This is a genomic window from Ruegeria sp. AWH4_226 (assembly GCF_056159225.1).
In genome coordinates, this window is sequence record NZ_JBSWUU010000001.1 from 1913203 (window position 1) to 1935906 (window position 22704).

The 22704-nt window shown below is 57.1% G+C and carries 23 protein-coding genes and 1 pseudogene; 11 read left to right on the top strand and 13 right to left on the bottom strand.

Features of this window, described 5'->3' with window-relative positions; translation table 11 throughout:
- Positions 1–32: 32 nt before the first annotated feature.
- The 4 genes and pseudogenes from ACXAET_RS09290 to parC form a co-directional block, all read right to left on the bottom strand.
- Positions 33–500: pseudogene (locus ACXAET_RS09290) on the bottom strand (carboxymuconolactone decarboxylase family protein); the annotation flags it as partial.
- Between the two features lie 277 nt (positions 501–777).
- Positions 778–1953 carry an elongation factor Tu gene (tuf, locus tag ACXAET_RS09295; protein ID WP_475183963.1) on the bottom strand — a complete coding sequence of 392 codons (1176 nt, stop codon included), beginning with the start codon at positions 1951–1953 and terminating at the stop codon, positions 778–780.
- Positions 1954–2066: 113 nt separating this feature from the next.
- Positions 2067–2660, bottom strand: a complete 594-nt coding sequence (locus ACXAET_RS09300) for a hypothetical protein (RefSeq protein WP_475183965.1) — start codon at positions 2658–2660, stop codon at positions 2067–2069.
- 94 nt (positions 2661–2754) lie between these two features.
- The gene (gene parC, locus ACXAET_RS09305) at positions 2755–5103 is read right to left on the bottom strand and encodes a DNA topoisomerase IV subunit A (RefSeq protein WP_475183967.1); all 2349 of its coding nucleotides are present in this window, start codon (positions 5101–5103) and stop codon (positions 2755–2757) included.
- Between the two features lie 201 nt (positions 5104–5304).
- Here parC and ACXAET_RS09310 point away from each other — a divergent pair, with 201 nt between their 5' ends.
- The 6 genes from ACXAET_RS09310 to ACXAET_RS09335 all read left to right on the top strand — a co-directional run bounded on the left by ACXAET_RS09310 (position 5305) and on the right by ACXAET_RS09335 (position 9516).
- Positions 5305–5913, top strand: coding sequence for an SH3 domain-containing protein (locus ACXAET_RS09310; protein WP_475183969.1), 609 nt, complete (start codon positions 5305–5307; stop codon positions 5911–5913).
- 69 nt (positions 5914–5982) lie between these two features.
- Positions 5983–6810, top strand: coding sequence for an SDR family NAD(P)-dependent oxidoreductase (locus tag ACXAET_RS09315; RefSeq protein ID WP_475183971.1), 828 nt, complete (start codon positions 5983–5985; stop codon positions 6808–6810).
- An 80-nt stretch (positions 6811–6890) separates the two neighbouring features.
- A complete protein-coding gene (locus ACXAET_RS09320; RefSeq protein ID WP_068339009.1) occupies positions 6891–7094 on the top strand; it encodes a twin transmembrane helix small protein in 204 nt (67 codons plus the stop codon).
- The gene (locus ACXAET_RS09325; protein ID WP_475183974.1) at positions 7095–7667 is read left to right on the top strand and encodes a cob(I)yrinic acid a,c-diamide adenosyltransferase; all 573 of its coding nucleotides are present in this window, start codon (positions 7095–7097) and stop codon (positions 7665–7667) included.
- A gap of 161 nt (positions 7668–7828) precedes the next feature.
- Complete coding sequence (locus ACXAET_RS09330; RefSeq protein ID WP_068339016.1) at positions 7829–8587, top strand: electron transfer flavoprotein subunit beta/FixA family protein; 759 nt, start codon at positions 7829–7831, stop codon at positions 8585–8587.
- Positions 8587–9516: an electron transfer flavoprotein subunit alpha/FixB family protein gene (locus tag ACXAET_RS09335; RefSeq protein WP_475183976.1), complete on the top strand. Its 930-nt coding sequence runs from the start codon at positions 8587–8589 to the stop codon at positions 9514–9516. Before ACXAET_RS09330 ends, ACXAET_RS09335 begins: the two co-directional genes overlap by 1 nt.
- Before the next feature lie 59 nt (positions 9517–9575).
- Here ACXAET_RS09335 and ACXAET_RS09340 read toward each other — a convergent pair whose 3' ends face one another.
- Positions 9576–10391 carry a DUF6473 family protein gene (locus ACXAET_RS09340; RefSeq protein WP_475183977.1) on the bottom strand — a complete coding sequence of 272 codons (816 nt, stop codon included), beginning with the start codon at positions 10389–10391 and terminating at the stop codon, positions 9576–9578.
- A gap of 163 nt (positions 10392–10554) precedes the next feature.
- On the opposite strand from ACXAET_RS09340, the gene ACXAET_RS09345 reads away from it, so the two are divergent.
- Positions 10555–11430, top strand: a complete 876-nt coding sequence (locus ACXAET_RS09345) for a 3-hydroxybutyryl-CoA dehydrogenase (protein WP_475183979.1) — start codon at positions 10555–10557, stop codon at positions 11428–11430.
- A gap of 51 nt (positions 11431–11481) precedes the next feature.
- Here the strand turns inward: ACXAET_RS09345 and ACXAET_RS09350 are convergent, their stop codons facing one another.
- Genes ACXAET_RS09350 through ACXAET_RS09380 form a run of 7 tightly spaced genes read right to left on the bottom strand, consistent with a single transcriptional unit; the run spans position 11482 to position 16905 of the window.
- A complete protein-coding gene (locus ACXAET_RS09350) occupies positions 11482–12381 on the bottom strand; it encodes a lysophospholipid acyltransferase family protein (protein ID WP_475183980.1) in 900 nt (299 codons plus the stop codon).
- Positions 12382–12420: 39 nt separating this feature from the next.
- Positions 12421–12690 carry an HPr family phosphocarrier protein gene (locus tag ACXAET_RS09355; protein ID WP_475183982.1) on the bottom strand — a complete coding sequence of 90 codons (270 nt, stop codon included), beginning with the start codon at positions 12688–12690 and terminating at the stop codon, positions 12421–12423.
- Between the two features lie 2 nt (positions 12691–12692).
- Positions 12693–13100, bottom strand: a complete 408-nt coding sequence (locus tag ACXAET_RS09360) for a PTS sugar transporter subunit IIA (protein ID WP_475183984.1) — start codon at positions 13098–13100, stop codon at positions 12693–12695.
- A complete protein-coding gene (rapZ, locus tag ACXAET_RS09365; RefSeq protein WP_475183986.1) occupies positions 13097–13990 on the bottom strand; it encodes an RNase adapter RapZ in 894 nt (297 codons plus the stop codon). Before rapZ ends, ACXAET_RS09360 begins: the two co-directional genes overlap by 4 nt.
- A complete protein-coding gene (locus ACXAET_RS09370; protein ID WP_475183987.1) occupies positions 13975–14445 on the bottom strand; it encodes an HPr kinase/phosphorylase in 471 nt (156 codons plus the stop codon). Before ACXAET_RS09370 ends, rapZ begins: the two co-directional genes overlap by 16 nt.
- Positions 14446–14449: 4 nt before the next feature.
- Positions 14450–16168, bottom strand: coding sequence for an ATP-binding protein (locus ACXAET_RS09375; RefSeq protein WP_475183989.1), 1719 nt, complete (start codon positions 16166–16168; stop codon positions 14450–14452).
- Positions 16169–16200: 32 nt separating this feature from the next.
- Positions 16201–16905 carry a response regulator transcription factor gene (locus ACXAET_RS09380; protein ID WP_475183991.1) on the bottom strand — a complete coding sequence of 235 codons (705 nt, stop codon included), beginning with the start codon at positions 16903–16905 and terminating at the stop codon, positions 16201–16203.
- A gap of 347 nt (positions 16906–17252) precedes the next feature.
- Here ACXAET_RS09380 and ACXAET_RS09385 point away from each other — a divergent pair, with 347 nt between their 5' ends.
- From ACXAET_RS09385 to ACXAET_RS09395, 3 genes are all read left to right on the top strand, one after another.
- Entirely contained in the window at positions 17253–18851 is a 1599-nt protein-coding gene (locus ACXAET_RS09385; protein WP_475183992.1) for a phosphoenolpyruvate carboxykinase, read from the top strand.
- A 385-nt stretch (positions 18852–19236) separates the two neighbouring features.
- Positions 19237–19527 (top strand): hypothetical protein, encoded by a 291-nt coding sequence (locus tag ACXAET_RS09390; protein ID WP_475183994.1) that lies wholly within the window; start codon positions 19237–19239, stop codon positions 19525–19527.
- A gap of 33 nt (positions 19528–19560) precedes the next feature.
- Positions 19561–20103 (top strand): hypothetical protein, encoded by a 543-nt coding sequence (locus ACXAET_RS09395; RefSeq protein ID WP_475183996.1) that lies wholly within the window; start codon positions 19561–19563, stop codon positions 20101–20103.
- Here ACXAET_RS09395 and ACXAET_RS09400 read toward each other — a convergent pair.
- Entirely contained in the window at positions 20100–20864 is a 765-nt protein-coding gene (locus ACXAET_RS09400; protein WP_475183997.1) for a sulfite exporter TauE/SafE family protein, read from the bottom strand. The genes ACXAET_RS09395 and ACXAET_RS09400 overlap by 4 nt on opposite strands.
- 145 nt (positions 20865–21009) lie before the next feature.
- Between ACXAET_RS09400 and ACXAET_RS09405 the strand changes: the two genes are divergently transcribed.
- Positions 21010–22701, top strand: a complete 1692-nt coding sequence (locus tag ACXAET_RS09405) for an acyl-CoA dehydrogenase family protein (protein ID WP_475183998.1) — start codon at positions 21010–21012, stop codon at positions 22699–22701.
- Positions 22702–22704: the final 3 nt, after the last annotated feature.

Sequence of the window (22704 nt, forward strand, 5' to 3'; positions counted from 1 at the left end):
TGGCCACTTGGCTGTCAGAGCGCGCTTAACCTTTAAACATCCAACCCGTTGGCGCGACCGAAGTCAGTGTAGAACGTCTCGCTGCGAAACTTGGCAAGCCTTTGTTCATCAACGTCATTGGGATCATTGCCAACTCTGCTGATGCCCGTTCCCTCAACCAGTCTGTTCACCAAATTGAACACTCCGCAAACCTGTATCGCATCGAAAAGCGCTTCTTCAGACCATCCCACCTTGTATACTTCGTTTGCATCCTCTTCGGTCATTCGGGAAGGTGACAGTGTAAGTTTTGCGACATAGGCGAGGATTGGCTTGAACCTTTGATCGACAGGCGCTGAATTGAGATCCTCCATAAGCGATTCAATCAGTTCCGGATCAATGCCATACGCACGGGCGAACATGGTATGGGCACCGTGGCAATAGGAACATGCGTTCAGTCCCGAAACGTAGGCCGCGATCAACTCACGCTCGGCAAAGGAAAGGTCGCTCTTGCCACGCATGACGAGGCTTTCATATTCGCATCATGGGGCAAGCTTACCCGGAAACAAGCTGAATACACTGCCAAGCGTCGCGTCCTTGGATAGAGATGGGAACAACTTTTTCATCATCACCCCGTCAATCGAGGGAACGTTGACGCTCCTCCGATCCCGTCGCCATTGAATATGTGCAGAGTAGCAGCATTTCTCTTGTAGGAAAACGCGTGCCTATTCCCAAGACGAGGCATACGAAAAAGGGCGCCCCGAGGGACGCCCTTTCCGTTAGATCATTCGCTTGCGCGAATTACTCAACGATCTTGGACACGACGCCGGCGCCGACGGTGCGGCCGCCTTCGCGGATCGCGAAGCGGAGGCCCTGCTCCATCGCGATCGGGGCGATCAGCTCAACGCCGAACGACACGTTGTCGCCGGGCATGACCATCTCGGTGCCTTCGGCCAGCGTCACGGTGCCGGTCACGTCAGTCGTACGGAAGTAGAACTGCGGGCGGTAGTTCGCGAAGAACGGGGTGTGACGACCGCCTTCTTCCTTGGTCAGGATGTAGGCTTCGGCTTCGAACTTGGTGTGCGGGGTCACCGAGCCGGGCTTACACAGAACCTGGCCACGCTCAACGCCGTCACGGTCAACACCGCGCAGCAGGGCGCCGATGTTGTCGCCGGCTTCACCGCGGTCCAGCAGCTTGCGGAACATCTCAACACCGGTGCAGGTGGTCTTGGTGGTGTCGCGGATGCCGACGATTTCAATCTCGTCACCAACGTTGATCACGCCACGCTCAACACGGCCCGTCACAACGGTACCGCGGCCCGAGATCGAGAACACGTCTTCGATCGGCATCAGGAACGGCTGGTCAACAGCACGCTCAGGGGTGTCGATATACTCATCAACAGCCGCCATCAGTTCCTTGATCTTCTCTTCGCCGATTTCCGGGTTGTTGCCTTCCATCGCGGCCAGAGCCGACCCTGCGATGATCGGAATATCGTCGCCGGGGTAGTCGTAGCTGGACAGCAGTTCGCGCACTTCCATCTCAACCAGTTCCAGCAGCTCTTCGTCGTCAACCTGGTCAACCTTGTTCAGGAACACGACCATCTTCGGGATGCCAACCTGGCGGCCCAGCAGGATGTGCTCACGCGTTTGCGGCATCGGGCCGTCAGCGGCGTTCACAACCAGAATCGCACCGTCCATCTGGGCGGCACCGGTGATCATGTTCTTGACGTAGTCAGCGTGGCCGGGGCAGTCGACATGCGCATAGTGGCGCGCGTCGGTCTCGTATTCCACGTGGGCGGTCGAGATGGTGATGCCGCGCGCTTTCTCTTCCGGCGCGCCGTCAATCTGGTCATACGCCTTGAAGTCGCCGAAATACTTGGTGATTGCTGCGGTCAGCGTCGTCTTACCATGGTCAACGTGGCCAATCGTGCCGATGTTGACGTGCGGTTTTGTACGCTCAAACTTTTCCTTTGCCATTCCTCAGGCGCCCTTTTGCAATTTGGGGGACCCTTGGTCCCGTGGTTACATCTGCGCGCGCGGGATATTTGGTTCAAAGGGGGAAATCAAGCACATCCTGCATCGAAAGCGGGTTATGATGCCGGATTTTGCGTAACGACGCTGGAATCAAGCGGTTGGATCAGGTCCGGGCGACGGTCGAACCAGCCATTTGCCTCGTGTTCTTCGGCCAGCCATTCCTCGACCCGGTCGGCCACTTTCAACGCCAAACCGTTCATTTGCTCTTCTCGTGTCCGGGCATGACCAGACCCGGCAAGGGCACTTTCACCAGTCGTATCTTCAAGAACCTGAAATTGTTTGGCCTTTGCCAAAAACTCCTTTTTGCGAACATCGTAGACGTTCACAAGCACGATGGCCGTGCTTTTGGGGTTATAGATGACTGGCACACCCGGAGGTGCCAGCATGTAACCTTCGAGGCTGATGCCAATGTCATACTCCTGCGCGCCGTCGTAACGGCCCAGACGGATATCCACGGCGTTCTGGATCGCCTCTTCCCACTCCTTGGGGGTCGCATCGCGGGAGACCGGACCCTGCCTGGCTTTCTCGGCGAACGCATAATTGACGCGCAGCTTGAATTCGCCCAGCGACTCGGGTTCTTCGTACACCTGTGTCTGCGTGCAAGCGCCCAAAAGGGCCAGTCCGGCGATCAAGGTCAGAATACGCAACATGTCATGTCTCGATAGGCTTGTTTTTTATGATTTAGCGCACTGATACGGCCTGTGCCAAGCCGTATCGGCGGAATTTCACCACAGACCCACGTGGTCATGAGAACTTGTAGTCGCGCGGGAAACCATAAGGCGGTTTTTTTCCGACGCTGGCGCGTTTGGCCAGCCATTGGGACATATCAGCCTCGTGCCGGGTCTTGTCACCGCCCATGGACCATTTCAGGCCCTCTTCCCAGTTAAACGTAGTGACGTCGGACAGGCCACCATCCAGTTCCAAAGTGCCCTGCCGTCCACGCGCCATGTTATATTTTTGCAGACGCACACCTTTGCCGCGTGTCATCTCGGGCAGTTCCTCTGTTGGGAACACAAGGAACTTGCCGTTCTGCGATACAACGGCCACATGGTCGCCCTGAACCGGCTTACAGATCATTGCCGTTTCGTCGCCCTTGACGTTCAGCACCTGCTTACCGTTGCGGGTCTGGGCCAGCACCTCATCCTCGGGCACGATGAAACCGTTGCCCGCCCCCGACGCCACCAGCAGCTTGCGCCCGGGCTTGTGAATCAGGATATCGATGATCTGCGCCTCGTTCGGCAGGTCAACCATCAGGCGCAGGGGCTCACCCATGCCGCGACCGCCGGGAAGATTGGCGGCACTGACCGTATAGAATCGCCCGTTCGAAGCAAAAACCACCAGCCGGTCCGTCGTTTCGGCGTGGAAAATGAAGCGCGGACCGTCGCCGTCCTTGAACTTCAACTCGCGGTTCAGGTCGATATGGCCCGTCATGGCGCGTATCCAGCCCATCTGAGAGCAAACGACCGTGATCGGTTCCTTGTCGATCATCGCCTCAAGCGGAACCTCTTCGACCTGACCCGCCTCGGCGAAGCGCGTGCGCCGCGCGCCGCCTTCGTAGTCTTTGCCGAAGGTTTTCTTGGTCTCTTTCAGCTGCTCCGCAATCTTGGACCACTGCAGGGTCGGATCGGCCAGCAAATCCTCAAGGTTGGCGCGCTCCAGCATCAATTCGTCGCGCTCGCGGACCAGTTCCATCTCTTCCAGACGGCGCAGGCTGCGCAGGCGCATGTTCAGGATCGCGTCGACCTGAACTTCGGACAACTCGCCCTCACCCGGCTTGGGCGAGACATAATCGGACTCATCGGTGGCGCGAACATGATCGACGCCCCAATCCTCACGCATCAGCGCCGCCTTGGGGTCGTCGTCATAGCGAATGATGTCGATCACACGGTCGAGGTTCAGGAAGGCGACGATAAAGCCCTCTAACACTTCCAACCGGTGGTCTATCTTCGCCATGCGGTGGCGCGAGCGGCGCAGCAGAACTTCTTGCCGGTGATCGAGGAAGGCGCGCAGCACTTCCTTCATCGAGCAGACCTTGGGCGTCACGCCGTCGATCAGCACGTTCATGTTCAGGCTGAACCGCACCTCAAGGTCCGAGTTGCGATAGAGCATGCCCATCAGCACCTCGGGGTCCACATTCTTGGAGCGAGGCTCAAGAACCACCCGGATGTCATCGGCAGATTCGTCGCGCACATCTGCGAGAATCGGGATTTTCTTGGTTTGGATCAGCTCGGCGATCTTTTCGATCAGCTTGGATTTCTGAACCTGATACGGAATCTCGGTAACGACGATCTGCCACTGACCTCGGCCCAGATCTTCGACCTCGAACTTGCAACGCAGACGGAAAGACCCCCGCCCGGTGCGATAGGCCTGCGCGATATTCTCGGGTGGCTCAACGATGACGCCGCCGGTCGGGAAATCAGGACCGGGCACGTAATTCAGCAGCGTGTCGTCGCGTGCATCCGGCGTCTTGATCAGATGCAGACAGGCGTCGCAGAGTTCTGAGATATTGTGCGGCGGGATATTCGTCGCCATCCCCACCGCGATACCGCTGGCACCGTTGGCCAGCAGGTTCGGGAACTGCGCGGGCAGAACGACCGGCTCGGTCAGCGTGCCATCATAGTTGTCACGAAAATCGACAGCGTCTTCGTTCAGACCTTCAAGCAGCGCCTCGGCCACGATGGTCATCCGCGCTTCGGTGTATCGTGAGGCCGCCGGGTTATCGCCGTCGATGTTGCCGAAGTTCCCCTGCCCATCGACCAGCGGGTAACGGACGTTGAAATCCTGCGCCAGACGCGCCATCGCGTCGTAAATCGCGGCGTCGCCATGCGGGTGATAGTTACCCATCACGTCGCCCGATATTTTCGCAGACTTACGGAAGCCACCCGTCGCACTGAGTCGCAGCTCGCGCATCGCGTATAGGATTCGCCGGTGAACAGGCTTTAATCCATCCCGCGCATCCGGCAACGCCCGGTGCATGATTGTGGACAGCGCATAGGTCAGATAGCGTTCGCCAATCGCGCGGCGCAGCGGCTCGGCCACCTCGCCCCCATTGTCAGGGGCCTCCATGTTGGGGTTGTCGATCGTATCATTCATACATGATGTGATACGCCGCAACTGCGCCTTGGTAAAGCGACCAGCACATATTTACTGGGGACAAGTGGCGCTTTTTGCAACAAGGGGAGGCACCCCTGCGATTTCCCCCGTTTTTCGACAGCAAGCATGAAATATGGTAACCTATTGGAATTAGACTGCTGCTTATTTCTTGTTTCTTACGATTGACCCGGGGGATGCGCCATGACGCGCCTTATTGTTATCTCATTCGCTGCACTCGGATGGTGCTTTTACATCATGAGCGGGGGGCCGAACTTCGAACCACGCGGCCTGCGCAGCGACCAACCTCAACGCGAAGTTGTAGCCCAGACCACAATTGTCGCGCCTGCGCGCGCCGAAGAGCTTGTAACCAATGTTGCAGCCCGTGTTCCAACGAGTCACGAGCCGCCAAAGGCCAAACCCGAAGAAGTGGTTCAGATCATTGCCGACGACGCGAGCCTTGCGTCGTTCTCAAGCCTGACAATCTTTGCCGATCAAAGCGCCAACTTCACGCTGGCCTCGCTGGAAGACGGCGTAGCCGGGCTGAGCCAGGTCACGACCGAGGTGCAGAGCGATATCGCCGAAGCACCGACCCTGCCCGAGCCGGAAAAGGACATTCGCGAGATTTCGGGCACACGTGTAAACATGCGCGACGGGCCCGGTACGATCTATCCCATCGTCGGCAAGGCAACCATCGGCCAGAAGGTCGAGGTTCTGAGTGAATCCGGAACCGGCTGGCTGCGATTGCGCGTGTTGCCGCAGCAACAAATCGGATGGATTTCGGCATCGCTGGTTCGAAAAATCCCGGACTGACGCAGTGGTGTGATTGCCCTGACCACAGCCTCGCAATAGCTATGGACGAGGTTCAGAGTCAGGAAGATCATGCAAAAGACCATTCTTATCACCGGCTGCTCTTCGGGCATTGGTCAGGATGCTGCTCACGGTATGCGCGCCCGGGGTTGGCGGGTGTTTGCGTCCTGTCGTCAGCAGCGTGACTGCGACCGATTGCGGGCGCAGGGGTTTGAAAGCCCACGCATCGACTATACCGATGCCAACAGCATCGCTTCGGGGCTGGCCTCGGTTTTCGAAGCCACGGGCGGCACGCTTGATGCGCTGTTCAACAACGGCGCACATGGCCTGCCCGGAGCGGTCGAAGATTTGCCGACGGAGGGCCTGCGCCAGATTTTCGAGGCCAACTTTTTTGGATGGCACGAACTCACGCGGCAGGTAATTCCGGCAATGCGGGCACAGGGGCACGGCCGAATCGTTCAGAATTCCTCGGTTCTGGGGTTGGTGGCCTTTCCATGGCGCGGTGCATACGTGGCAACAAAATACGCGGTCGAGGGCCTTACAGACACACTGCGCCTGGAACTGGCAGATACCGACATAAAGGTGATCCTGATTGAACCCGGACCGATCACGTCAAAAATCCGGGAAAACTCGATCCCTTTCTTCGAACGGTTCATCAATTGGCAGAACTCGGCCCTGCGCGAGCGGTACGAGGCTTCGCTATTGAAAAGACTATACGAATCCTCGGGACCCGACCGGTTCGAATTGCCCGCTTCGGCAGTGACCGACAAGCTGGCCCGAGCCGTCGAGACAAAACGGCCACGCGCGCGTTACTACGTGACCACGCCAACCTACGTTGCCGGATACCTGCGCCGTATTTTGCCGACCCGCGCCATCGACCGCATCCTCTCGGACATCTGAGGCGAAATTACCCGTTCGCTTTTCCAATCTGCGAAGCTAGATGGTAGACTAATGAAACAAGAAACGCGGACGGTGTACCCATGGACCTTTTAATGGTCGTTTTGCTTTTGGCCATGGCGGCTGTTGTCGTCGTGCTGGCGATAGGCATCTCAAACTTCGGCAAAAGCGGCAAAGCGGCAGCGATGAAAAGCAACAAGATGATGCGCCTGCGTATCCTGTTCCAGTTCATTGCCGTGTTGCTGATCGTGCTCTATGTCTGGCTGCGTGGACAAGGAGCGCAGTAAATGGTCGTCCTGAACAAGATTTACACCCGTACCGGCGATGACGGGAAAACCGCCTTGGGCAACGGTGAACGGGTTGCAAAATATTCCGGTCGCGTGGCGGCCTATGGCACCGTGGACGAGCTGAACTCGTTCGTTGGCGTGGCCCGCACCGAGGCCGAGGGCGACGTTGATGCGGCCCTGTCGCGCATCCAGAACGACCTGTTCGATCTGGGTGCGGATTTCTGTCGCCCCGACATGGAAAAAGACGCCGAGGCCGACTATACGCCTCTGCGCGTTGTGGCATCGCAGATCGACCGGCTTGAGGCCGAGATCGACGTCATGAACGAAACGCTGGAACCGCTGCGCAGCTTCATCCTTCCTGGCGGTTCTCGGTTGGCGGCGCATCTGCATGTGTGTCGCACTGTTTCGCGCCGGGCCGAGCGGTTGGCGGTTGAGCTGACCAATCTGGAGCCGGTCAACGCAGTCGCAGTGAAATACCTAAATCGGCTGAGCGACTGGTTCTTCGTGGCGGCCCGCTGCGCCAATGAAAACGGCACTCAGGATGTTTTGTGGGTCCCGGGCGCCAACCGATGAGTTTTGGGACGCAGCGGCAAAAAACACGAAACGCGACGTCCCAAGCCCATAACGTGACGATTTTACTCTGTTGCAGAGGGAATTGAGACGCTATTCAATCCCCCGAAAGCATTGGTGGAGTCGCTTCGCGGCTTACCGTTTTTTGAGGAGAAAGCGCAAAAATGAAGGTACTCGTGCCTGTCAAACGCGTGATTGACTATAATGTGAAAGTCCGCGTGAAAGCGGACGGTAGCGGTGTTGATCTCGCCAATGTCAAAATGTCGATGAACCCGTTCGACGAGATCGCCGTAGAAGAGGCGATCCGCCTGAAAGAAGCGGGCAAGGCGGATGAAGTTATTGCTGTTTCGGTGGGCGTAAAGCAGGCGCAGGAAACGCTGCGTACCGCGCTGGCCATGGGGGCCGACCGCGCGATTCTGGTCGTTGCGGCTGACGATGTGCACACCGATATCGAGCCATTGGCCGTTGCCAAAATCCTGGCCAAAGTGGTCGAGGAAGAGCAACCCGGACTGGTTCTGTGCGGCAAGCAGGCGATCGACAACGACATGAACGCCACCGGCCAGATGCTGTCGGCCCTGTTGGGCTGGAGCCAGGGCACCTTCGCGTCGGAAGTCGACATCGAAGGCGACAGCGCCAAGATCACCCGCGAGGTGGATGGCGGCCTGCAGACCATCAGCGTCAAGATGCCGACCATCGTGACCGTCGACCTGCGCCTGAATGAGCCGCGCTATGCGTCGCTGCCCAACATCATGAAGGCCAAGAAAAAGCCGCTGGATGAGAAAACCGCCGCCGATTACGGCGTCGATGTCAGCCCGCGTCTGGAAATCGTCAAAACCGACGAGCCGCCGGCACGCGCTGCCGGTATCGTCGTGGGCTCGGTCGACGAGCTGGTTGCAAAACTCAAAGAAGCGGGGGCTGTGTAATGGCTGTTCTTCTTCTGGCAGAAGTCAATAATGGTGAGCTGTCGCTGGACGCCACCGCCAAGGCTGTCAACGCAGCCAAGGCACTGGGCGACGTGACTGTTCTGGCCGCGGGCGGTTCTGCCGCAGCGGCTGGCGAGGCCGCCGCCAAGATCGACGGTGTGTCCAAGGTTCTGGTGGCCGAAGACGCGTCTTTGGGTCACCGTCTTGCAGAATCGACCGCCGCGTTGATCGTGTCACTGGCCGACGGGTACGAGCACATCGTTGCCCCCGCCACCACCGACGCCAAGAACGTGATGCCGCGCGTGGCCGCGCTGCTGGACGTGATGGTGATCTCGGATGCGTCGGGCGTGGTTGACGGCTCGACCTTTGAGCGCCCGATCTATGCGGGCAACGCGATCCAGACCGTGAAATCGAACGACGCCAAAAAGGTTGTCACCCTGCGGACCGCCAGCTTTGACGCGGCGGGCGAAGGCGGCGCGGCCCCGGTTGAGACAATCTCGGTTCCGGGTTCAGAAGGTCTGTCGTCCTGGGTCGAGGATAAGGTGGCCGAAAGCGACCGTCCTGAACTGACCTCGGCCGGTGTCGTTGTCTCGGGTGGCCGTGGCGTCGGCTCGGAAGACGATTTCAAGCTGATCGAAACCCTGGCCGACAAGCTGGGCGCCGCCGTTGGCGCCTCGCGTGCGGCGGTTGACTCGGGCTATGCCCCGAATGACTGGCAGGTGGGTCAGACCGGTAAGGTTGTTGCACCTGACCTCTATGTCGCTGTCGGCATCTCGGGCGCGATCCAGCACCTGGCGGGTATGAAGGACTCGAAGGTCATCGTTGCGATCAACAAAGACGAAGAAGCGCCGATCTTCCAGGTTGCCGACTTCGGTCTGGTCGCCGACCTGTTCCAGGCTGTACCGGAGTTGACCGAGAAACTCGGGTAAGTCTGCTACGACTTTCGGCTAAAAAATACTTAGAAGGCCCGCCAAAAGGCGGGCCTTTCTTAGATTTGCTTTCGGATTGGCCCCAACAGCGCGTCGGCAATTGTCTTATGCGCCGCCGGGCCGATCATATGTTCGGCCATCGGCTGCTGTAACGTTCCGAACAACATATCCTCAAGCGCATCGGATTCCCCGGACACAGGCACCGAGACTTCAATAAAATCTGCGCATAAAGGGCGTAAAGCCTCAAACATTTCTGGTGTTGCGACCGTTCTTTCCTTTCGGCAATCGCCGTTATTGTCTTGCAGTACCCTCAGCCCCAACAGAATGACCGGCACCTCCAGCCTGCGCAGAAGGTCGCTGATTTTCTGAACCCAACTGCACCGCAACTCGTCAACAACAATTTCGAAACGCGCATCTTGATGGCTTTGCAAAGAACTCATCAAATGGTGCACGAAATGAACATCGATAAAGTCAATTTCGGGATATAGATCTACAAGGTCCGATGTTGGTGTAAGAACCCGGTCATTTCGCCGGGGATGAACGCGGTAAAAGTGATTCGTCTGGCTAAGAATTCCAGGCGCTTGAAGAACGCACAACTCAGCCTGATTCAATAACTTGAACAAGCCCGCGTCGCGGCACAGCGCCTCAACCCCGCAGAACAGGCTTCCAAGATTCAGGCAGCGCCGATCCAGCTTCTCCTCGAGAATCGCGGCAAAGGGACGTTCAACAAACCGCCCATAGGTTTCATCCCCGCCGGCGCAAACCATAAAAACGGTATCCAATGACCGCTCTGATCCGCGAAACCAAAGATTTGACTCACCGTATTGGCATACGGCATGCCCGGCACTTGCCGAGCCTGTTTGATGATAGCTCATAACACTCACCCATTTTTCACCCGGCTGCCATCTTGAAGCCGCAAGTCTTGAGAAAGTCCTAATGTGCGCATTTAAAGCAAATTGGATGCGCCTGATCCCCTTGCCGCCCCTACCGATCTGCCGGTAGTGTCCCCCCAACCCCGAGACTCAGAGGCATCAGAACATGGACGTAAAATCAGTCGGAGTGATCGGCGCAGGTCAGATGGGCAATGGCATCGCCCATGTGCTGGCCCTGGCAGAATATGACGTTCTGCTGAATGACGTGAATCAGGACGCGCTGAATGCCGCACTGTCTACGATCGAAGGTAACATGGCGCGCCAGGCCTCGCGGGGGAAAATCACGGAAGAGGCGATGCAGGCCGCGCTCAAGCGGATCAAAACCACGCTTGCGCTGCCCGAACTGGGGCAGACCGATCTGGTGATCGAGGCCGCAACCGAACGCGAGACAATCAAACAGGCAATCTTCGAGGATCTGCAACCACATCTGCAACCGCATACAATCCTGACCTCGAACACCTCGTCCATTTCAATTACCCGGCTGGCCAGTCGCACAGACCGGCCAGAGCGGTTCATGGGGTTTCATTTCATGAACCCGGTTCCTGTAATGCAACTGGTTGAACTAATCCGTGGCATTGCAACGGATGAACCAACTTTCAACACGTGCAAGGCCGTCGTGGATCGTCTGGGTAAAACGGCTGCAAGTGCCGAGGACTTCCCCGCCTTTATCGTGAACCGCATTCTGATGCCAATGATCAACGAAGCGGTCTATACATTGTACGAGGGCGTTGGAAACGTGCAGTCCATAGACCAGTCCATGAAATTGGGCGCCAACCATCCGATGGGTCCACTGGAATTGGCTGATTTCATTGGGTTGGACACCTGCCTGGCCATCATGAACGTGCTGCATGACGGGTTAGCGGATACAAAATACCGTCCCTGCCCGTTGTTGACCAAATATGTCGAAGCCGGTTGGCTGGGGCGCAAGACCGAACGCGGATTTTATGATTATCGGGGCGAGGTTCCGGTCCCCACCCGCTGATGCAGAGGGGCAAAGCCCCTCTGGCCCTTTGCGACGGGGTCAATTTGCTGTCTAGCGTTTCAACGTTTCGCCCAATGACATCGTGTGTTTTCGTAGCCACCCCATGAACCCGCGTGGATCACGCTCAAGCAGTTCCATATCTTCATCTGAAATCGGCTCGCCGATGACAGGAGACTGCGGTTTGTTGCACGAGCGGACAATCTCATGCAGCAAAAGCCCTTGCCGCAATATCGGGGACAGCCTGTTGGCAATCTGGTAAGCGCGCGAATTTCGGCCGGGGAAAAAGATGGGAACCACGCTTGCACCTGAACGGCGGATCATCTTGGCGGTAAACACGTTCCATTCCCGTTCTTGCGCGGGTCCAAACCAGTCATCCGAGGACATAACGACACCAGACGGGAACAATGCAACAACCCCGCCTTGCTTCAGGTGATCCATCGCCTTGCCCCGCATTTCGAGCATTTTGCCTTGCGCTTCGGGGTCATGCGGGAACGGAACCGGGATCATGAATGATGTCGCGGCCTCGTCCAAACCGGTCAGAACAGAGCGGGTCAGGATTCTGTAGTCATTGCGAACCCGACCGATCAACTCGGCAAGAATCATACCGTCAACCATACCGTGCGGATGGTTCGCCACGACGACCACCGGGCCTTCTTTGGGAATGCGGGCAATTTGCTCTTCCGGCGTGGTCAGGTCGATTCCCATGACCTCAAGAGCGCCGCCCCAGAACCTTTGGCCGCGGTAATACTCGTTCTTCTTTTCGAATTTGTTGACCATACGCAAAATGGTCAGCTTGCCAGTGCACCATTCAATCGCGCGAATGGCGGTTGAGGTCCAGGCATCGTCGAATGAGTTCGCGTAAGTCAGGGTTCTACGGTCGTAGATTTCGCCCTGATCCTTGGTCCCATCCAACAAAGGGCCTGTCTTGGTCTCGTGCGTAGTTTCCGCCAATTCCTGGTCATCCCGTTCTTCATCGCGCAGCCGATGAGGTCAGAACCCTTCCCCGAACTTGTCATTCACCAGGGTTTCCAAAGCATCAGCTAACGCCTCAGCATCCGGTCCGGACGTCTCGACGTCAATAGTCGTTCCACGCGATGCTGCCAACATCAAAAGGCCCATAATGCTGTCGCCCGAAGCAGAAAAACCGTCTTTGGATACTTCGGCACGGGCATCAAAGCCCTCCACCACTTCAACCAGCTTGGCCGAGGCGCGGGCGTGCAAACCCTTTTCGTTTACTATTTTCAAACTTCGGTTTGTCATTCTTAATCAGTCCGGTCTTCTTCTAATGTCACATTTTGCGCATTGATGTATTTACGTCCAGCCTCCATCGCCTGCCGTACGGCGTCTGCAACAGGCAGGTGGCGGGTTTTGGCCAGTTTAATCAACATAGGCAGATTTGCACCGTAAAGGATACGACGATCATGCGGGGCGCAGGCGCGCAGGCTCAGATTCGACGGGCTTCCCCCGAACAGGTCGGTCACGACAACGACGCCATCCCCAACATCCACACTGTCAGCAGCCAGACAAATTTCGGTCTGCTTTTCTTCGCGATTATGGTCTGCCTCAATCGAAATCGCGATCAGACCGGGTTGCTTTCCAACCACATGCTGAACGGCGGCCAGATACTCCTTGGCCAACCCACCATGTGCTACGATCACAATCCCGATCAATCCGGCCTCACATTCAACGATCGACGTTCCATTTCGCGGTGCCTAATTGCCACTTGCTGCCCCTTCTCTGCAAGAGCCTTTGCGACCGCTTCTGCCATGGCAACCGACCGATGTTGCCCGCCGGTACAGCCAAAAGCCACTGACAGGTGTGCTTTGCCCTCTGCACGGAAGCTTGGCAGCAACAGGTTCAGCAAATCCACAACCCGATCGAAAAACGGAGCATAATTCGTATCAGATTTTACGTAACTGGCAACGTCCGGGTTTCGACCATCTTCTGACCGCAGTTCCGGCCTCCAATAGGGATTGGCCAAAAACCGGCAGTCGAAGACCATATCAAGTCCGCGCGGAAGGCCCCGTTTATACGAAAATGACTCGATCGAAACCGCAAGGTGCCGCCCGCCTTGTGGAGCAAACCAGCGCTCGACCTCTTCTCGCAGTTGGTGGACATTCAGCGGGGAGGTGTCGATCAGCGTATCTGCAATCTCGCGGATCGGGGCCAAAAGCTCTTTCTCCTGCCGCACGCCTGTTTCCGGGCTTGCATCAGTGGCCACTGGATGTCGGCGACGGGTTTCCGAAAAACGCCGCAGCAGAACCTCATCATTGCAATCAAGGTAAAGCGTCGTCAAATCAACCTGTTCCATGCGCCTCAGGCGCACGGCCAATTCTATGAATCCGATTGTCGAGAAATCGCGGTTGCGCGCGTCTATACCCAAAGCCATCGGCCGATCATCCTGCGGCCCGTCCAAAAGGCGCATCAACAAACCCATCGGAAGATTGTCTATGGCTTCGAAACCCAGGTCTTCAAGCACACGGATTGCAGTCGAACGGCCCGCGCCTGATGGGCCAGTGACCAAAACAATACGCCGTTGCGGTGTTAAGTGCTGGGCCATTCCGGGTCTAAACGCCCCATTTTCAAAAGTTGCATCAGTATTGCGGACAAATTGGGGATGCCTGCCGCCCGAAGCAAGGGCACAGTTTGCCTCAGGACAACAGCGGTCACCGGGTCCGGCAAGCGGACGGATTCGGATTGATCAAGATCCACCACGTAGCAGACCGGCGTTGCCCCGGCGGCGTTTGCACGAAGCAACCCAACGCCCCGCGCCTCAATCACGCCGCGCAAGGTTGGAACAGCATCCGCAATAACCGCTCCGTCAACAATGGTCAGAGCGACACGATCATCAGCGACCAGCGCTGCCCCGTATGCCATCATCTGCAAGGCCAACGCCGATTTACCTGATCCCGAAGATCCCACGACCAAAGCGCCGCGCCCTTCGACGGCCACGCATGTTCCGTGAACGATAGCTGTGTTCTGATGTCGAATGTCCAAAAGGCTCTGGCCACTCATGCGTTTACACCGGCAACCCCACCACGAAACGCGCACCTTGCGGGTCTGATGTAATATCTGCCTCAGTCGGGCGGATATTCTCGGCCCAAATCACACCGCCATGAGCTTCTACAATCTGTTTCGAGATCGCCAGCCCAAGGCCGGAATTGTTGCCAAAATGCTCTTCGGGTCGCTGCGAATAGAACCGCTTGAATATCTTGGTCAACGCCTGATCCGGAATTCCGGGGCCTGTATCTTCGACCACGATGAGCACCCGGTTTTCTCGGCGACGCACCCAAACGCGTATGGCGTCGCTGTCGTCGCAGAATGAAATCGCGTTAGTGATCAGGTTGACGAATACCTGCGCCAGGCGCGCCTCAAGCCCGTTGACGACAATCGGCTGACGCGGAAGATCGGTAATGTAATCAATGCCTTTGGCGCGGGCGTCTTCACCCAAATACTGACCGATATTGTCCAAAAGCTTGAGCAGATCGAAAGGCTGTTCCTCTTCCTTGACCAACTCAGCGTCGAGGCGTGACGCGTTCGAGATATCACTGACCAAACGATCCAGCCGACGCACATCATGTTCGATCACGCCCAACAATTTATCACGCTGGTCATCGCGCTTGACCACGCGCAAGGTTCCAACAGCGGACTGCAAACTCGCAAGTGGGTTCTTGATCTCGTGCGCGACATCAGCGGCAAACTGTTCGTTTGCATCGATGCGGTTGTACAATGCTGAAACCATCCCCCGCAAAGCCTGGCTGAGACGCCCGATTTCATCTGGTCGGGCGCTGAGGTCAGGAATGCGGATACGGCCTGGGTTAACACCGGCCCCCCGGTCCTTGCCCGTCTCAGCCGCAGAGGCAAGATCCGCCAACGGGTTGGCAATGGTGGATGCCAGAACAAGGCTCAGGCCGATAGACACCAAAAGCGCCACGACAAACATTTGCAAGATACGCTCCTGTTCACGCCGAGCCAGCGCGTCGACCTCACCGGCAGGACCAGCCATTGCCACTGCCCCTATCGGCACCTCATCCTGCAGGATCGGAGCCGCCGCGACGATAACCGTCTTGCCGGTGGCATCTTTTACCGCTTCGACCTGCAACTCTCCCCGCAAGGCCTCGGGAATGATATCTTGCACGCGCTGCGCCAAGGTCGGCGCTTCATCCGGTTCAGAGCGCGTAAATACCCGGGACAGTCCGGTCCAGACGGCGTTCAACGCATCACTAATCAAAGTGCTGCCGGTCTGAACCTCGGAGCCGTTTTTAAGCAACGCAGTGTTCTGCGAAGGGGTCGCCACCCCGCGCGTCCAGCCGATCAAAGTACCGTCCGCGTCATATACAAAAACTTCGCCCCCGGCAGGCAAGCTAAGCCCAGCCAGCGTATCCTTGACATCCAGTGCAGATGTGACCTGGGACTGCCCGATCAGGCTTTGTCGCAGTCGGGTTTCGAACACGTTACTAACAAGTTGCGCGTCACCGACAAGGTTGCGCGCCGTTTGCTGGACTTGATCCTCGCGGGAGTCGTTGAGGTACAATAGCCCCGTCACAAGTATGACGAGAGCAATCAGGTTGAAGGTGATAATCCTGCGCGCCAAAGGCGAGCCGCGCAACGAAAACATGTTACGACGTCGGCGCGACGCCCGCAGCTCGGCCGACTCCGGATCCTGCGGGATGACCCAGTCATCCCCCAGAACGACGTCGCCGTCCCGCAATTCTCTGGCTTGCTCTGTATCGCGCACGAGGCTCGGTTACCCCTTTTCAGTGACCACGCTTATTCTTCGTTGTACCTGTACCCGATGCCATAAAGTGTTTCGATTGCCGAAAATTCGGGATCCGCGGCGCGCATTTTTTTACGCAGGCGCTTGATATGACTGTCGATGGTTCGGTCGTCGACATAGACCTGATCATCATAGGCGACATCCATCAGCTGATCGCGGCTTTTGACGAAACCGGGGCGCTGCGCCAGTGCTTGTAGTAACAAAAACTCGGTCACGGTCAGCGAGACATCCGTCCCCTTCCAGCTGACCGCATGGCGCAGCGGGTCCATCCGCAGATCACCCCGTTCCATCACTTTGGTATCGCCTGAAGCGGCATTGGTCACTTCGCCGGTTGTAGCCTCTTGCCGGCGTAGCAACGCACGGATGCGTTCAACCAGCAACCGCTGTGAAAAGGGCTTTTTTACATAGTCATCTGCGCCCATTCGCAGGCCCAGAACCTCATCAATTTCATCGTCCTTCGACGTCAGAAAGATGACCGGCATCTGGGTTTTTTGCCGCAGCCTCTGCAACAGGTCCATACCGTCCATGCGTGGCATTTTTATATCCAGCACGGCCATATCAGGTAGTTTTTTATTGAATGCATCCAGGGCTGCTTGCCCGTCGTTATAGGTTTCAACCTCGAACCCTTCGGCTTCGAGAGTCATGGACACAGACGTCAGAATATTTCTGTCGTCGTCCACCAGTGCAATCTTCGACATCGGGTTTACCCCTATTCCTGCTCACTCATGCAATATTTCGCTTATTAGTAGGGCATCTTTGTCGTTTTTATGTCCGCGAATCAATCCGTATCTGCGAATCGTGGGTTTGTTGTCACACAGCTGCGGCAAAAAAGCCGTTAATGGCCCCAGAAATGCGCAGTGATTTCCGTCAGGAAATTTCTGGTGGCGCTAAACCTGAACTTGGTTGCGCTAACTGCGCCAAACCGTCCTGTTCACGCCCTAAACGACCATGATAAGACCCGCCTGTCCGCCGGAATGATCCGGCACAATGCCCCAAGAGCGCATGCGGCCCACCCGCCGAAGCGCCGCCACAGGAGAAGACACACATGACATCTGGACGGGTTAACCCGCAATTCCGCCTCGAAGATCAGGGCATCGAGGGTCTGGGACATGTCTATTATAATTTCATGGAACCGGCGCTGATCGAAGAAGCGCTGAAGCGCGGCGAAGGCACGCTTGGCAATGGCGGGGCTTTTCTGGTCACCACCGGCAAGTTCACTGGCCGTTCGCCCGAGGACAAACACGTTGTCAAGACGGACAGCGTTGCGGACACTATCTGGTGGGAAAACAATGCCGAGATGAGCCCCGGAGGCTTTGACGCTTTGCACGATGACATGCTGGCCCATATGAAGGGCCGCGACTACTTTGTGCAGGATCTGGTAGGCGGTGCCGACCCCGCCTTTTCAATAAATGTTCGGATGGTCACAGAACTGGCCTGGCACAACCTGTTCATCCGTCATCTTCTGCGTCGCCCGGATCGCGAGGATCTGGACGAGTTCGTCGCGGACTTTACCATCATCAACTGCCCCAGTTTCAAAGCCGATCCTGCAAAGCACGGCTGTCGCAGCGAAACCGTGATCGCGCTGAACTTTGACCGCAAGCTGATCCTGATCGGTGGCACTGAATACGCGGGTGAAAACAAAAAATCCGTGTTCACCCTGCTCAACTACATGCTGCCGGAAAAAGGCGTGATGCCGATGCACTGTTCGGCCAACCATGCCGTTGGCAACCCGGTCGATACCGCCGTGTTTTTTGGCCTGTCCGGCACCGGTAAAACAACGCTGTCCGCCGACCCGGCGCGTACCCTGATCGGTGACGACGAACATGGTTGGTCGGACCGTGGCACCTTTAACTTTGAAGGCGGCTGCTATGCCAAGACTATCAACCTGAACCCCGAGGCCGAGCCGGAAATCTACGCGACAACCAGCAAGTTCGCCACGGTGATCGAAAACATGGTGTTCGATCCAGAAACCAAAGAGCTGGACTTTGAGGATGACTCGCTGACGGCAAATATGCGCTGCGCTTACCCGCTCGAATACATCTCGAATGCATCCAGCAGCGCCCTTGGCGGTCACCCGAAGAATATCATCATGCTGACCTGCGACGCATTTGGCGTTCTTCCTCCGATTGCGCGACTGACGCCGGCACAGGCAATGTATCATTTCCTATCGGGCTTCACCTCGAAAGTTGCAGGGACCGAGCGTGGCATCACCGAACCCCAGCCGACATTCTCAACTTGTTTCGGCGCTCCATTCATGCCGCGCCGCCCGGAGGTGTACGGCAACCTTTTGCGTGAAAAGATTGCTCAGCACGGTGCAACCTGCTGGCTGGTGAACACCGGCTGGACCGGCGGCGCCTACGGTGTCGGATCGCGGATGCCAATCCGGGCGACCCGCGCGCTGCTGACCGCTGCGCTGGATGGGTCGCTGCGCGACGCCGAGTTCCGCAAGGATGCCAATTTCGGGTTTGACGTGCCCGTGGCCGTGCCCGGCGTAGCCGAGGTTCTTCTGGACCCGCGCCGCACCTGGGACGATCAGGCCGCCTTTGACAAACAGGCCGATAAGCTGGTGCAGATGTTCGCAGAGAATTTTGAGCAGTACCTGCCCTTCATCGACGAAGATATCAAAGCTGTCGCAATCGGATGATCTGACATTGGGGGCATCTTTGCCCCCAGTTTCATTTTGGGCTGCTTACCGGCCAACATCGCGAAAAACCCCAACGACATCACAATATAGTTGTATGTCGCGCTATCTGGGCAAAACGCGTTGCCGGGCATGCGCTATTCGATTAGCCTCTACATTTGTCGAAATATAAAAAAAGCCCGAAGCCGTTTCTTTGGGCGGGACGTAAATACTGTTGGGTCGCTCGGGCAAACTCTCAAATCAACACATTTGCCACCCAATGACAAAATACGTCTGCGACAGAGGGGATGAGTGTCAACATGCGACCTTTTGGACGCCGCCAAAGAATTGGCATCTCTGGTCGTGCCGCGGGGCGGCAACGGTTGGCACAAGTAAAGACAGGTAGACTATGACGGAAATCTCAAAACTGACCGAACTGCGCAAACTCATGCAGAGTATGGAACACACGCTGGGCCTTGAGCAACTGTCTCCGGTGGAGCGCGACATCTACTACGCCGCCGAAGAGCTTTCGAAGTCAGACGACGAGGTGCGCACATTCGGTTTGATCGAGCATACCTTGGTGCGAAGCGTTTCGCGCCCGACCTTTTTTCGGGCGCTGAAATCGCTGGTTCAAAAAGGGTATCTGTCGCAAAGCGGCACCGCAAACCGAGGGCGGTACATCGTTCATGCCCCAAAGTAACACCGCAAACCCGCGTAACCTTGGCTGAAACTCGTGCGCAGGTGGGCTACGGACACGTTCTTCGCATCTTTGGCCTATGTCTTGGCATCGCTGCTGACATTCGAAGTTCTCACGCCTCTTCAAAACGTGTTCTTCCCCGAATATCCCAGCCGGGCCAGCCTGCTGTTCCTGCCGCATGGTGTGCGGGTTTTGGCAGCCTGGCTGCTGGGGTGGCGGGCGGTGTTTGCGCTTTTGCCCGGCGTGTTTGTGGTCTTCGCCTTTTTGGGTGGCAGTGATGTTTTCCTTCCAAGCCGCTTGATGGCCATTTTCATTGCAGTCACGACCGTTCCGGCGGTGTTCTACATATGCAAATGGGTCGGTTGGGACTTGTTCCCCCGACCTGAGCGCAATCCGTGTTGGGCCTGTGTTATGGGGGTGGGGATCATCACGTCTTTTCTTGTCTCAGGTCTGACCAACATGGCTTTCGGTAGCGCACGCGCCGAGTATTTCGCTTTTTTAATCGGTGATATATCAGGGCTTTTCTTCCTGATGCTGGCTTTGTATTTCGCGTTTCGTATTGCCGACACGCGTGGTTAATCCATCAAGCCCCGTCGTAGCAGGTTCAATCCAGTTACCAGCAGGACCAACAGAGTCACTTTCCGAAACAGCGCCTGATCGATCCGCGATTGCAATTGCAAGCCGATCCACATCCCGATGACCGCAGGTATGACCAAAGCAGCCGAGAACGGGGCCGTTTCGGCCCGGAATATCCCCGACCCCAGATGTGCCACCATCAGGGCAACGGCCCCCAAGCCGTAGATCACCCCCTGAACCCGCATTTGCACTGCTTTTGGAGTATTCAGCGCAGTCAGATACGCAACGGTTGGCGGCCCCCAGATGCCCGACATTCCTCCGACAAAACCCGCAACCGAACCAATGCCCAATTCAATCCGAGGTGACGGATTGCGAAGGACCAATTGCACCCCCAAAATCTGAATCAGGGCAAAAAACGAAACCGGGATGCCGATCATCAACAGAAACGTTGACGCGGGCAGCGAACTGACTACCCGCGCCCCGATCAACAAGAACACCAGCCCTGCGGCCAGGAACACGCGAAACGCCTTCATCGCCGAAACTGCGGCCGGAATACCTTCGCGCAGGGCCTGAAAGCCATTCGTTACCAAAGTCGGTAAAATCAACCCGGCAAGCGCCAAGTCCGGCGGCAGGAACATACTGAGCCCCGAAACCAGGACCATCGGCATGGCAAATCCGACCATACCTTTGACCCAACCGGCCACAAGCGCAACGCCAGCGGCCAAAAACAATTCGTTTGGGTTAAGCAAGGAAAGCAGTGTCATGGCCCCGTGATACCACTATTGACGCGCGCTGCACTGCAAAATTGACAAAGCAATTTTAGAACTATTTTGCTTGATAATTCGCATTTTTCTTGCGCTGCATGTGCAGCATGATATGACCAGACGACACCAGAAAAGGACGTGATTCATGGCCCCTGACGGACAAGATGTTACCCAGATGACACCATCCGCAATTCTGCCCGACCTTCTGGCACTGACCCGTGCGGCTATCCCGGCGGTCGAAAGCGTGTTTGGTCGCGCCCGCGCGACCGTGCGCAATACGGTCTCCGATGATGGACGTGTATCTGGAGCGCTGATTGAGGCGCATCAAACGGCCGCTCATGGACTGGCATGGCTGGCGACCTACACCCAATCGCTGCAACAGATGCAACACTGGGCTGAAGCGCTGGATGCCGACGGCAAGTTTGGCGAGATGGAGCAGCTGCTGCATCAGATCGCCTTTGGCGAATATCTCTGGCAGATTTACGGCGGCATTCAGATGAACCAGGGGGAAATCGTCCGCCTTCAGGATCTTGGATTAAGTCAGGACGACATGCGCGCCCTGATGGCGCCCGAGGTCATGGCTCTGACCCAAAACGGCAATACTCAGGCCGCACGCACCCGCCTTGTCGCGCTGATGGAGGATCAGGCCGGGGCCACCATGTTCGGTTCTTCGGGGCTCGACGAAGAACTGGAAATGATCCGCGACCAGTTTCGCCGTTACGCCCAGGAAAAGGTCGAGCCGAACGCGCATGAATGGCACCTGAAGGATGAACTGATCCCGATGGAAGTCATTGAAGAACTGGCTGAAATGGGCGTCTTTGGCCTGACGATCCCGGAAGAGTTTGGCGGGTTTGGCTTGTCCAAAGCCTCGATGTGCGTGGTCTCGGAAGAGCTTTCGCGCGGCTATATCGGTGTGGGTTCGCTGGGCACACGCTCGGAAATCGCAGCGGAACTGATCATTGCAGGCGGCACGGAAGAGCAAAAAGCAAACTGGTTGCCAAAACTGGCCAGCGCCGAAATCCTGCCAACCGCTGTTTTCACAGAACCGAACACCGGTTCTGACCTTGGCAGCCTGCGAACGCGGGCCGTGAAGGATGAAAACGGCGATTACTCCATCACCGGAAACAAGACATGGATTACCCATGCCGCGCGCACTCATGTGATGACCCTGCTGGCCCGCACCAACCCGGACAGCACCGATCACCGTGGCCTGTCCATGTTCCTTGCCGAAAAAACGCCGGGAACCGATGAAAACCCCTTCCCCACCCCGGGAATGACCGGCGGCGAGATCGAAGTTTTGGGCTATCGCGGAATGAAAGAATATGAGCTGGGCTTTGATGGCTTCCACGTGAAGGCGGAAAACCTGCTGGGCGGAGAAGAGGGCAAAGGCTTCAAACAACTGATGGAGACCTTCGAATCCGCCCGCATCCAAACCGCCGCGCGTGCCATCGGTGTGGCGCAAAGCGCGCTGGACATCGCCATGCAATACGCACAGGACCGCAAGCAATTCGGCAAATCCCTGATCAACTTCCCCCGCGTGTCGGGCAAACTGGCAATGATGGCGGTCGAGATCATGATCGCCCGCCAGCTGACCTATTTCTCGGCCCGCGAGAAGGACAATGGGCACCGCTGTGATCTTGAGGCCGGAATGGCCAAGCTGCTGGGCGCGCGCGTGGCTTGGGCCGCTGCGGATAATGGCCTGCAAATCCACGGCGGCAACGGGTTTGCGTTGGAATACAAGATCAGCCGCGTCCTGTGTGACGCGCGCATTCTGAACATATTCGAGGGAGCAGCCGAAATTCAGGCACAGGTCATAGCCCGACGTTTGCTTGGGTGACCG